Source organism: Buchnera aphidicola (Floraphis choui), from assembly GCA_039830045.1.
GTDB classification, from domain to species: domain Bacteria; phylum Pseudomonadota; class Gammaproteobacteria; order Enterobacterales; family Enterobacteriaceae; genus Buchnera_B; species Buchnera_B aphidicola_AX.
In genome coordinates, this window is record CP140044.1 from 503365 (window position 1) to 516768 (window position 13404).

At 28.4% G+C, this 13404-nt stretch carries 10 protein-coding genes, 2 tRNA genes and 2 rRNA genes; 6 read left to right on the forward strand and 8 right to left on the reverse strand.

Annotated features, from left to right (window positions below; translation table 11 throughout):
• The first annotated feature begins 26 nt into the window (after positions 1–26).
• A complete protein-coding gene (gene htpG, locus UAT33_02245; protein XBC43752.1) occupies positions 27–1907 on the forward strand; it encodes a molecular chaperone HtpG in 1881 nt (626 codons plus the stop codon).
• A 90-nt stretch (positions 1908–1997) separates the two neighbouring features.
• Positions 1998–2657, forward strand: a complete 660-nt coding sequence (locus UAT33_02250) for a nucleoside monophosphate kinase (protein ID XBC43753.1) — start codon at positions 1998–2000, stop codon at positions 2655–2657.
• Positions 2658–2676: 19 nt separating this feature from the next.
• On the opposite strand, the gene UAT33_02255 is transcribed toward UAT33_02250, so the two are convergent.
• Positions 2677–2750, reverse strand: a tRNA-Arg gene (locus tag UAT33_02255).
• A gap of 183 nt (positions 2751–2933) precedes the next feature.
• Here UAT33_02255 and folD point away from each other — a divergent pair.
• The gene (gene folD / locus UAT33_02260; protein ID XBC43754.1) at positions 2934–3788 is read left to right on the forward strand and encodes a bifunctional methylenetetrahydrofolate dehydrogenase/methenyltetrahydrofolate cyclohydrolase FolD; all 855 of its coding nucleotides are present in this window, start codon (positions 2934–2936) and stop codon (positions 3786–3788) included.
• Between the two features lie 55 nt (positions 3789–3843).
• Here the strand turns inward: folD and cysS are convergent, their stop codons facing one another.
• On the reverse strand, positions 3844–5271 hold the full coding sequence (cysS, locus tag UAT33_02265; GenBank protein XBC43755.1) for a cysteine--tRNA ligase: 1428 nt from the start codon (positions 5269–5271) through the stop codon (positions 3844–3846).
• Positions 5272–5777: 506 nt separating this feature from the next.
• On the opposite strand from cysS, the gene ybeD reads away from it, so the two are divergent.
• On the forward strand, positions 5778–6041 hold the full coding sequence (gene ybeD / locus UAT33_02270) for a DUF493 family protein YbeD (protein ID XBC43756.1): 264 nt from the start codon (positions 5778–5780) through the stop codon (positions 6039–6041).
• A gap of 135 nt (positions 6042–6176) precedes the next feature.
• Here the strand turns inward: ybeD and cspE are convergent, their stop codons facing one another.
• From cspE to UAT33_02300, 6 genes are all read right to left on the reverse strand, one after another.
• On the reverse strand, positions 6177–6386 hold the full coding sequence (gene cspE / locus UAT33_02275) for a transcription antiterminator/RNA stability regulator CspE (GenBank protein XBC43757.1): 210 nt from the start codon (positions 6384–6386) through the stop codon (positions 6177–6179).
• A 267-nt stretch (positions 6387–6653) separates the two neighbouring features.
• Positions 6654–6769: ribosomal RNA gene (gene rrf / locus UAT33_02280) — 5S ribosomal RNA — on the reverse strand.
• A 133-nt stretch (positions 6770–6902) separates the two neighbouring features.
• Positions 6903–9831, reverse strand: a 23S ribosomal RNA gene (locus tag UAT33_02285).
• A gap of 174 nt (positions 9832–10005) precedes the next feature.
• Positions 10006–10078: transfer RNA gene (locus tag UAT33_02290), tRNA-Glu, on the reverse strand.
• Positions 10079–10250: 172 nt separating this feature from the next.
• A complete protein-coding gene (gene aroE, locus UAT33_02295; protein ID XBC43758.1) occupies positions 10251–11078 on the reverse strand; it encodes a shikimate dehydrogenase in 828 nt (275 codons plus the stop codon).
• On the reverse strand, positions 11071–11634 hold the full coding sequence (locus tag UAT33_02300) for a Sua5/YciO/YrdC/YwlC family protein (protein XBC43759.1): 564 nt from the start codon (positions 11632–11634) through the stop codon (positions 11071–11073). Before UAT33_02300 ends, aroE begins: the two co-directional genes overlap by 8 nt.
• A gap of 222 nt (positions 11635–11856) precedes the next feature.
• Between UAT33_02300 and def the strand changes: the two genes are divergently transcribed.
• Both def and fmt read left to right on the forward strand, forming a co-directional pair.
• Complete coding sequence (gene def / locus UAT33_02305; protein XBC43760.1) at positions 11857–12357, forward strand: peptide deformylase; 501 nt, start codon at positions 11857–11859, stop codon at positions 12355–12357.
• Positions 12358–12383: 26 nt separating this feature from the next.
• Positions 12384–13334 (forward strand): methionyl-tRNA formyltransferase, encoded by a 951-nt coding sequence (gene fmt, locus UAT33_02310; GenBank protein ID XBC44115.1) that lies wholly within the window; start codon positions 12384–12386, stop codon positions 13332–13334.
• Positions 13335–13404 lie beyond the last annotated feature (70 nt).

Below are 13404 nucleotides of genomic sequence, written 5' to 3' on the forward strand. Positions count from 1 at the left end.
AAACATCCTTATTATGAGAATATTCCATGGATTCTAATAAAAAAGAAATACATGAGTTTCAATCAGAAACAAATGAAATATTACATTTAATGATTCACTCCCTATATTCTAATAAAGAAATATTTTTAAGAGAACTAATTTCTAATGCTTCTGATGCTATTGATAAACTAAAATTTAAATCAATATCTTTACCAGAACTGTATGAAAAAGATACCAATATGCATATTAGAATTCATATAGACAAAAAAAATGGTATCTTAACAATTAGTGACAATGGTATTGGAATGACATATCAAGAAATAATTAGTAATTTAGGAACTATAGCAAAATCTGGAACAAAAGAATTTCTAAAATCTTGTAACAAATCTATTCAAAACAAAAATGACTTAATTGGACAATTTGGAGTGGGGTTTTATTCAGCTTTTATTGTATCTAAAAAAATAATAGTAAAAAGTAGATTTGGGGGTTTAAAAAGCAATGAAGGTGTATTGTGGGAATCTGAAGGAAAAGGACAATATGAAATAAGCAAAATTAATAAAAAAAGTAGAGGGACAAAAGTAATCCTATACTTAAAACCAGAAGAAAAACTATTTTTAGAATCATGGACTATACGAAATATCGTTAATAAATATTCTAATCATATCTCAAATCCAATAGAAATAAACGTATTCGACGAAAAAACAAAAACTAATAAATGGGAAAAGATCAACCAAGCTCAAGCGCTATGGACCTTAAACAAATCTGAAATTAAAGATGAAGATTACAAAGCTTTCTATAAGCAACTTTGCAATGATCCTAATGATCCTATCATATGGACTCATAATAAAGTAGAAGGTATTCAAGAATATACAATCTTATTATTTATTCCATCAAAATCAGATTGGGATATTTGGAATAGAGAGAATAAACATGGTTTGAAATTGTATATAAAACGAATATATATCATGGATGATGCTGAACAATTTTTACCAAATTATCTTCGATTTATAAAAGGGGTTATTGATTCAAATAATTTACCATTAAATGTATCTCGAGAAATATTACAAAATCACGAAATTATAAAAAGTTTAAAAAAAACACTTACTAAAAGAGTACTAAAATTACTGAATAACTTATCTAAAAACGTTGATTCATACAAATTATTTTGGTCTCAATTTGGACTAGTATTAAAAGAAGGCCCAGCTGAAGATCCAGAAAACAAAGACACTATTGCTAATCTTCTACGATTTCATTCAATGAAACAAAATTCTTTAGAAAAAATGATATCCTTGAAAGATTATGTTAACAATATGAATAATGCACAAGAAAAAATTTACTTTATTACAGCAGACAGCTATTCTTCTGCTATAAATAGTCCTCACTTAGAATTGTTTAGAGAAACAAACATCGACGTATTATTATTGACTGATAAGATAGACGAATGGATGATGAATTACCTTACTCAATTTGATGGAAAATCATTTCAATCAATTAGTAAACATGATGAATCTATTGAAAAATTAAATAGCAACACTGATAAGTTTCAAAAAAATTCAAACATTGATGATATGAATTCTTTATTAGAAAAAATAAAAAAAGTATTAAAAAATAAAATAAAAGATACTCGCTTCACTTATAAATTAACACATACTCCTGCTATAGTAGTTACAGATTCTAATGATATGACTACACAAATGGCAAAGTTATTTTCTGCTGCTGGGCAATCCGTCCCTGAAATAAAATATATTTTTGAAATTAATCCACATCATCCATTAATAAAAAAAATACATAAAGAAAAAGATGAAAACAAAATTAAAAATTGGATAAAAATATTATTTGATCAATCATTACTAGCAGAAAAAAATACTTTAAATAATCCTAGTAAATTTATAACTAGAATTAATAATTTCTTAATAAATTGCAATTAATTTTAAAAATATAAAAGTAACATTGACTAAAATATATTTATATTATCTGATAGAAAGATATATTTATTTAAACTGAAAGGTATAAGAAACATGCGAATTGTTCTACTTGGAGCACCAGGATCAGGAAAGGGAACACAAGCTGAATTTATTGCAACACAATATCACCTTCCAATAATATCTGTTGGAGAAATACTAAGAAAATCAACAAAAAATGATACTTCAATAAGTAAAACAATCAAAAATACTATGAACAATGGAAAATTGATTTCAGATACAATAATTATAAAATTAGTAAAAAATTATATTTCTCAAACAACTCGAAATCCAGGATTTATACTTGATGGATTTCCAAGAACAATTGCTCAGGCTAAAACAATTGAGAACAAAGAAATAAATGTTGACTATATTTTTGAATTTAAGATACCTTCTCAAATAATTCTAGAACGTATTAAAGGAAGACGAATTGATCCTATTTCAGGAAAAACTTACCATTTAAATACCGAAAATTATTCTAAAAATTTAAATAAAATAGATTTAGCCCGAAGGATTGACGATAGTGAAATAATTATCAAAAAAAGATTAGAAGAATATAAAAAATTTACAATACCCCTTATAAATCACTTTAACAAAACTTTAAATACCAAAAATTTTAAATATTATACTATAAATGGAACTAAAACTATACAAGATATTAACAAAAAGATTAAAAATATCTTAAATAAAGATACAAAACTACAAAACTTATTTTAATTTAAATATAATATTTTTATGCGCTCTATAGGATTTGAACCTATGACCTACGGCTTAGAAGGCCGTTGCTCTATCCAACTGAGCTAAGAGCGCAAAATTTTCTTTAAGTATCTAAAATAAAGAGTAGACTATTGTTAATATTCAGTATTAATTTTTTATTAATATAACATAAAATTCAATATAAATTCTATAAAAATATTGTACCATTAATTTTATTAAAAAAATTATTTATTTTAGAAACTATAAAATATATCAAAAATTAATTGAGTCTATTAAATGTTTAAAAAAATTCTAAATGGAAAAAAAGTTGCTGATGAAATTCAGAAAAAAATAAAAAAACAAATTGATGAAAGACTAATGTTAGGAAAACGACCTCCAGGATTAGCAGTAATATTAATAGGACATCATATAGCATCACAAATTTACGTAAATAAAAAAATAACATCTTGTAAAAAAGTAGGATTTGCTTCAAAAGTGTGGAATTTCTCTAAACATATTCAAGAAGAAAAAATAATAAACCTTATCAAAATATTAAATCAAGATACAAATGTTGATGGAATATTAATACAACTACCTATACCTAAACACATTAATATTAAAAATATATTTAATAGTATTATTCCTAATAAAGACGTAGATGGGTTTCATCCATATAATATAGGCTGTTTATGCCAAAAAAATCCTAGATTGCGTCCTTGTACTCCATTAGGAATTATTACGATGTTAAAATATTATAATATTAATATACAAGGTTTACATGCTGTTATAATAGGAGCTTCGAATACTGTAGGTAGACCAATGAATTTAGAATTATTATTATCTGGATGTACTACTACAGTAACTCATAGATTTACAAAAAATATTAAATGTTTTATTAAACAAGCAGATTTGATAATCATTGCAATAGGAAAAGAAAAATTTTTAAAAGGAGAATGGATTAAACCAGGGGCAATAGTTATTGACGTAGGAATTAATAGATTAAAAGATGGAACAATAGTAGGTGACGTAGATTTTGAATCAGCAATATCATATGCATCATATATAACTCCAGTACCAGGAGGAGTAGGTCCTATGACTGTAGTAACACTATTAAAAAATACTTTAAAAGCTTGTATTGAATATAATAGTTAAATGTAAAATATATAAATATTTTAAAATAACTATAAATTATATATTTTCAATATAACTATTTCAATTTTCTCCAAAAAGTATTATATTTAGAATCTTCTAAAACAATACCTAAATTTAATAAGTTATTTCGTATTTTATCTGCTTTTATCCAATTTTTTATTTTTCGTGCATTATCTCTTTTTTGTATTAAAAGATTGATATTACTAATTTCATCAGAAGAAAATTTATCAATTTTTTGAAAAAAATATTCTGGATCTTGAAATAATATACCTAAAATATTACCTAATTCTCTTAATCTATAAGCTAAAACTATAATTTCATTATTATCATTTCTATCACTACATTTTAATTTTAAAATATTTATTCTATGAGACATTTTCAACAATATAGATAAAGCAACAGGAGTATTAAAATCATTATTTAATGCTTTGCAAAAATCTAATTTAAAAAGAGAATAAGAACAATAATTCGTTAAATTTAAACTATTAAACATAGTAAAATCAATATTTCTTAAAGAAAAATATAATTTCTTCAACAATATTTCTGATTTTTTTAAATTTTCTTCATAAAAATAAAGTGGATGTCGATAATGAGTAGACAATAAAAAAAAACGAATACTTTCTGAATCATAACGAACTAAAAGATCTTTTAATAATAAAGCATTTCCTAAAGATTTAGACATTTTTTTATTCTTTACAATAACTAATTCAGTATGCATCCAATGATTTACAAAAAATTTTTTATTAATACAAGTAGATTGCGCTAACTCATTTTCATGATGAGGAAATAATAAATCTTTCCCACCACCATGAATGTCTATTCTATCTTTTAAAATAGATGAACTCATAGATGAACACTCAATATGCCATCCAGGACGTCCTTTTCCCCAGGGGGAGTTCCAACAAAATGTTTCATGTTTTTTTAATAATTTCCATAAAACAAAATCTGATGGATTACGTTTATTTAAGTTTTTAGATATACGTACTCCAATTTTTAAATTATCTATTAACTGATTAGACAATAACCCATAATTTAAATACGTATCAATAGAAAACATAACATCTCCACAATTTGATACATATGCGTGCTTACTATTTAATAGTTGTAAAATAAACTGAATTATAATATCTATATTTTCAGTGGCACGAGGCTCATAATCTGGAGATACAATATTTAAATTTAAAAAATCTTTATTCATTTGATCAATCATACGATTGGAAAGACTAAAAATCGTTTCATTATTTTCAATAGATTTAGCAATAATTTTATCGTCTATATCTGTAATGTTACGAACATACTGTAACTTATAACCACAATAACGTAAATAACGTAAAACTATATCAAAAAAAATAAAAGTACGACCATGTCCAATATGACAAAAATCATATGAAGTAACACCACAAACATACATTTTAATTATTTTATCTGTATTTAATTTTAGTATTTCGTGTTTTTGTGTAAAAGAATTAAAAATATTCAACATAAATATCTATTTTCAAAGTTAAAGTTATATCTATTATAACAATATAATTAATATTTTTATATTATCATATCCATGCTACAATATTAAAGTAACCCAAATTAATTCTTAAATATTACAACTTTAAATATCTAATGTTTAAAATATCAAAATTATAAAATTATATAAATTTTAATAACTAATCATATAAAATCATTTATTTATACTTTTCATTAATACTAAATAATATCAACATTTATTTATATAATATTTTCCAATCATATAGTTTTTAAATATTAAAAATATTAAAAATTTAATTCCTATATGTATGTACAATATAAAATATTTATAAATGTATTCTAAAATGCATTTAATTTTATTATTTAAAATTCTAAAATGTATATTTAACATACTTATAAAGTAAGTAATTAAAATAATATAAAATGTAAATACAAATTATGCTTATAGTATACATTACTTGTCATGAACTAAAAATATAATTTTAAAAAATCGATAATACAGGAACGGATATGAAAAATAAACTTGAAAAAATGTTAAAATTTCCTTGTTTATTTACTTATAAAGTTATTGGATTAGCACAGCCTGAGCTAATTGATCAAATAATAAAAGTAGTTCAATGTAAATTACCAGGTGATTATATTCCGCAAACAAAATCTAGTAATAAAGGTAATTATCTGTCTGTTTCTATTACAATTTTTGCTAATAATTTTGAACAAATAGAAAGTTTATATCATGAACTCAGCGACATAAACATAGTTCGAATGGTACTATAAATTTACTTTTATAAAAACTATCTCACATAATAATTTAAAATTATTTATTCTACTTTAAATTATTTAAAACATGTAATGCAGCAAGATAAGCTGCATTACAAAAAATTAAAATATTTATAATTGTTTCAACAAATATTATAGACTAATGACATTAGCCGCTGATGGCCCTTTTGCTCCTTCGGTAATTTCAAATTCAACACTTTGACCTTCTGACAAAGTTTTAAATCCGTTGCTTTGGATAGCTGAAAAATGAACAAAAACATCTTTGCTTCCATCTTCAGGAGTAATGAAACCAAACCCTTTAGATTCATTAAACCACTTTACATTACCTTTAATCTTAGACATCTATATTACCTTCACATGAAAATATACACTAAACTTAAATGACAAGCTAGTACAACGATTATTGATTATTTTATTATTAACTTCAATAAAATATTGTTAATACAACAGTAACATTAAATCTAAATTAATAAAATTAAATATTATTTTTAATAAAGATTACTTTTACTTCTTAATATATAACTTTATGTAGTTTAATATCATTATAAAATTAATTCTAATCACAACTACATGTAAAAAAAAATCCGAAACAATTCGGATTTTTTTACAACCTGGCATTGTCCTACTCTCACACGAGGAAACCCCGTACTACCATCGGCGTTGAAATGTTTCACTTCTGAGTTCGACATGGTTTCAGGTGGTACCATAACACTATTTTTACCAGGTTGTTTAAATATTAAATATTAAATATTAAATGTTAAATATTAAATATTAAATTTATCGATATTTAAATTATCAAAATCGGATTACAAGAAATTCAATTTTATTATAATATTATTTAAACATCTCTGGTGTTGTAAGATTAAGCCTCTCGGGTCATTAGTACTGGTTAGCTCAACACATTACTATGCTTACACATCCAGCCTATCAACGTCGTAGTCTCCAACGTCCCTTCAGTAAGCATTAACATGCTTCAGGGAAGACTAATCTTGGAGCAAGTTTCGTGCTTATATGCTTTCAGCACTTATCTTTTCCGCATTTAGCTACCGGGCAATGCCATTGGCATGACAACCCGAACACCAGTGATGCGTCCACCTCGGTCCTCTCGTACTAGAAGTAGACCTCCTCAATCTTCCTACGCCCACGGCAGATAGGGACCGAACTGTCTCACGACGTTCTAAACCCAGCTCGCGTACCACTTTAAATGGCGAACAGCCATACCCTTGGGACCTGCTTCAGCCCCAGGATGTGATGAGCCGACATCGAGGTGCCAAACACCGCCGTCGATATGAACTCTTGGGCGGTATCAGCCTGTTATCCCCGGAGTACCTTTTATTTGTTGAGCGATGGCCTTTCCATACAGAAACCACCGGATCACTAAGACCTGCTTTCGCATCTGCTCGCGTTATCACGCTCACAGTCAAACTGGCTTATGCCTTTGCACTAACCTTACGATGTCCAACCGTAATTAGCCAATCTTTGTACTCCTCCGTTACTCTTTGGGAGGAGACCGCCCCAGTCAAACTACCCACCAGACACTGTTTCTGCACCGGATTACGGTACTAGATTAGAAAATTTACCATTAAAGGGTGGTATTTCAAGGTCGACTCCACTTAAACTAGCGTATAAGATTCACAGTCTCCCACCTATCCTACACATTAAAAATAAATGTTCAATGTCAAGTTATAGTAAAGGTTCACGGGGTCTTTCCGTCTTGCCGCGGGTACACTGCATCTTCACAGCAATTTCAATTTCACTGAGTCTCGGGTGGAGACAGCCTGGCCATCATTACGCCATTCGTGCAGGTCGGAACTTACCCGACAAGGAATTTCGCTACCTTAGGACCGTTATAGTTACGGCCGCCGTTTACCGGGGCTTCAGTCTAGAGCTTTAGGTTTCCCTTGACCCCTTCAATTAACCTTCCGGCACCGGGCAGGCGTCACACCGTATACTTCCACTTTCGTGTTTGCACAGTGCTATGTTTTTAATAAACAGTTGCAGCCAGCTGTTATCTTAGACTGATTTCAGCTTATAAAAGTAAATCTTACATACTTAATATCAGTGTGCCTTTTCCCGAAGTTACGGCACTATTTTGCCTAGTTCCTTCACCCAAGTTCTCTCAAGCGCCTTAGTATACTCTACTTAACTACCTGTGTCGGTTTCTGGTACGATTTAATGTTATCTATAGCTTAGAGGCTTTTCTTGGAAGTTTGGTATTAGTTACTTCACTATAAATAATAGCTCGTCATCACGCCTCAGATTAAAGAAAACCGGATTTGCCTAATTTTCATACCTACACGCTTAAGCCAGGATAACCGTCACCTGGTTAACTTAACCTTCTTCGTCCCCCCTTCGCAATAACATTAAGCACAGGAATGTTGACCTGTTATCCATCGATTACGCCTTTCGGCCTCACCTTAGGGGTCGGCTTACCCTGCCTCGATTACCGTTGGACAGGAAACCTTAGTATTTCGGCGAATAGGTTTTTCACCTATTTTATCGTTACTCATGTCAGCATTCGCACTTCTGATACCTCCAATATACTTTACAATATATCTTCATTGGCTTACAGAACGCTCCCCTACCCAATAAAATTTTAATTTTATTGCCGCAGCTTCGGTGCATAATTTAAGCCCCGTTACATCTTCCGCGCAGGCTGACTCGACCAGTGAGCTATTACGCTTTCTTTAAATGATGGCTGCTTCTAAGCCAACATCCTGGTTGTTTATGCCTTCCCACATCGTTTCCCACTTAATTATAACTTAGGGACCTTAGCTGGCGGTCTGGGTTGTTTCCCTTTCCACAACGAACGTTAGCACCCGCTGTGTGTCTCCCGTGATAACATTCTACGGTATTCGGAGTTTGCATCGGATTGGTAGACCGGGATGGTCCCCTAACCGAAACAGTGCTCTACCCCCGAAGATGAATTCACGAGGCGCTACCTAAATAGCTTTCGGGGAGAACCAGCTATCTCCCGGTTTGATTGGCCTTTCACCCCTAGCCATAGGTCATCCGCTAATTTTTCAACATTAGTCGGTTCGGTCCTCCAGTTAGTTTTACCTAACCTTCAACCTGCCCGTGGCTAGATCACCGGGTTTCGGGTCTGTATCCTGAAACTAAATCGCCTATTTAGGACTCGGTTTCCCTACGGCTCCCCTATTAAATATCGGTTAACCTTGCTACAGAATACAAGTCGCTGACCCATTATACAAAAGGTACGCAGTCACCCTTAAAAAACAAGGCTCCTACTGCTTGTACGTATACGGTTTCAGGTTCTATTTCACTCCCCTCACCGGGGTTCTTTTCGCCTTTCCCTCACGGTACTAGTTCACTATCGGTCAGTCAGTAGTATTTAGCCTTAGAGGATGGTCCCCCCATATTCAGACAGGATTTCTCGTGTCCCGTCCTACTTTTCGAACGTATAATATTAGCAATTTTCGTGTACAGGACTATCACCTTATATTGTATATTTTTCCAAATAATTCCACTAAAAGCTAAAATATAACTATGTTCTAGGCTGTTCCCCTTTCGCTCGCCACTACTTAGGGAATCTCGTTTGATTTCTTTTCCTCGAGGTACTTAGATGTTTCAGTTCCCTCGGTTCGCCTTGTTAATCTATGAATTCAATTAACAATGATACTGTTTTTAGTAGTATCGGGTTTCCCCATTCGGATATTATCGGATTATAATGTGTCATATCAACTAACCGATACTTTTCGCAGATTAGCACGTCCTTCTTCGCCTCTGACTGCCAAGGCATTCACCATATACGCTTTTATGCTTAACCTTACAACCCACAGATGTTTATATTAATTTTAATATGAATTTTCTTGATTCCGAATTTTTAAAGAGCTAAAACTTTTTACTTAATTTACAATATTTATAAGTGTTTCATAAATAAGGTATAAGAATAACACATTAATATAATATAGTATACAAATAATTTTAATATTTTTATACTTGTCCCCTAGGGGATTTGAACCCCTGTTACCGCCGTGAAAGGGCGATGTCCTAGTCCTCTAGACGAAGGGGACTAAATAATAATATATCAAACTAAACAAGTATCTTGTAAAAGTATTAAATAACTACAATAATTTAAATTATATATTTAATACCTATGTTACATAACGAGCAAAAAGAGTCAAGAGTTTTTTATAAATATTCACTTTTAATAAGCAACTTATTAGAAAATAAAATATTTTAAAATTAACTACGCCTTAGTTTAACGATAACTGATTCAATTTCTGGAAAAACATTATGCCATAAATAAAAAGAATATGCAGCTTGACTAACTAACATTCCAATTCCATCAGAAAACTTAGCAATATTATGATTTATACACCATGAAAGAAAAGGAGTAAACGTATCACTAGAATAATTAATATCGTAAAAATTAGTATGTCTATTTATTAAATGAGAAATAAAATTCCAATAATTATTTGTTTTTACATTTGCAATAGCATTAATTACTAAATCAAAAATATTATTTTTAAATTTCAAATCCGATAGAACAGAAATAGAACCAAATTTTTTAAAACTACTAACTAATTTTGTAGCACGATTCTTGGTTCTATTTAAAATAACAATATTGCAACCATAAGATAACAATGAAAAAATTATTCCACGAGCTGCACCTCCAGCACCTATTACTAAAATATTATCATGCCTTTTTAAAAATTTTAATCGTTTTAAATCATATAAAATACCTTTTCCATCAGTATTATCTCCTAAAATTTTTCCATTTTTTAACTTCTTTAAAGTATTCACTGATTCTGAAGCTCTAGCATAATCAGTTAATTCATCTGCTATCAAAAAAGCTTCTTCTTTAAATGGGCTAGTAACATTAGCTCCAATACCATTGCATAAAAAGAAATTAGTTATAAATTCATAAAATTTTCTTATTGGAACTAACGTATAATTATAATCACAAACTATGTTTGTTTGTTCGGAAAATAAACGATGAATAAGAGGTGATTTAGTATGATCAATGGGATTTCCAAAAACTGAAAACTTACTTAAATGATTTCTAAGCACAGCGTATTAACTCTCCACTTATAAGATTTATGATCTTGGACGGGTATTTATTATTACCTAATTTTCCATGAAAAATAGGAAAGTTTTTACCAAACTGGTTTACAATCTCTTCATACGTTTTACATGGCTTTAGACCAGAAAGATTAGCACTAGTAGATACTATAGCTGTTCCAAATGCATTACATAATTGTTGAATAGAAATATGAGAACTAATACGGACTGCCAAAAAATTAGATTTTCCAGTTAACCAGTATGGAACTGAAGATCTAGCTGGAACTAAAAAAGTAATAGGGCCAGGCCAATTTTTAAACATAACTTTCTTATGTTGAAAAGATAATTTATGCTCAGAAATATATGATTTAATTTGACTATAATGAGATGCTACTAATATTAATCCTTTACTCCATTTTCTTTTTTTTAATTTAAGTAACGTTGTTACTGCACATTTGTTATTTGGATTGCATCCTAATCCAAAAACTGACTCTGTCGGATAAGCAATAATACCATTATTATTTAATTTATTAATACATTCATACAATGATATTTTATTTATCATTATTTTATTTCCGTAATCAAAATTTATTACTAACACATTTAAAAATATAAGATAAATAATATTTAAATTGTTTTTATACTATCATTAAAAAATATAATTTTAAAAAATTTTGTTCATTTTATAAAAATACTTAGAAATAAAAAATATTATCTTTGGTTTTTAATTAAAAAAAGTTCATAATAAGATATAATTTATTATAAAAATATTAATATTTAAAAAATTATGTCTATTCTTGAAGTATTAAAATACCCTAATAGTCAACTTCGAATAATAGCAAAGCCAATTATAAAAATAAATAACTCCATTCATAAAATTATTAACAATATGTTTGAAACTATGAATTTTAAAAATGGTATTGGATTAGCCGCTACTCAAGTAAATATTCCCTTACAAATCATAGTAATTGATAATATTTCAGAAATAAAACAACCAATAACATTAATTAACCCCAAAATAATTCAATCAAACGGTAATATAAGTATAGAAGAAAGATGTTTGTCTATTCCAAATTATCAAGCATCAATACCTAGATCATCTCATATTGTCGTTACCGCTTTAAACTATTTTGGAAAAAAAATTAAAATAGAAGCTACATCTCTTCTAGCAATTTGTATTCAACACGAAATGGATCATTTAATTGGAAAATTATTAATCGATTATTTATCCAATGTTGAAAAAAGAAAAATACGAAAAAAAATCTTAAAAGATATCAAAAAATTATGACTCTAAACTATATAAAAATAAAAAAAATAAAAACATTAAATATTATTTTTGCAGGAACACCTGAATTTTCAGCACAACATCTAGTACACCTAATTAATTCTCAATACAATATTATTGGAGTACTTACTCAACCAGATCGACCTTCTGGAAGAGGACAAAATATAACTGAATCTCCAGTAAAAAATATAGCTAAAAAATATAATATTCCTATTTTTCAACCTAAAATTTTATTAAATAATTCAGAACTATACATTAAATTATGTAAAATACGTGCTAATTTAATGATAGTAGTTGCATATGGTCTAATTATTCCTAAAAAAATATTAAATATATTTTCTATAGGATGTATTAATATACATGCTTCTTTGTTACCTAAATGGAGAGGATCTACACCAATACAATCAGCAATTTTATCTGGAGATATAATAACAGGAATTACTATTATAAAAATAGATGAAGGAATCGATACTGGAAAAATAATATATTCAGAAACTTGTAATATAGACAAACATGAAACAAGTAAAAGTTTACAAGAAAAATTAAATAAAATAAGTTGTCGAGCAATATTGTTGGTACTAAAAAATATAGAATTAGGAAAATGTAAAACTGTTGTTCAAAGTCAACTCACTACTTATTCATATAAGATAAAAAAACAAGATGCTGAACTGAATTGGTTTCAAGATGCAATAACATTAGAAAAGCGCATACGAGCTTTTAATCCATGGCCAATATGCTTTTTTAAAATAAATAATAAACACATTAAAGTTTGGTCAGCTACAATTATTATAAAAGACAAAAAAAACACACATAAAGAAGGAGAAATAATATTAATTAATAAAAATGGATTACAAATACAAACTAAAATAAATATACTTAATATAGTAAAAATTCAATTACCTGGAAAAAAAATAATACACGCACATAATTTAAACAATTCTAGAAACAATTTTTTTACTTCTAATACACATTTAATTTAACTAAAAATTTCTAAATATAATTTTTTTATCTTACTTACGATATACTATAAAATTTATAAACACCGTTTAT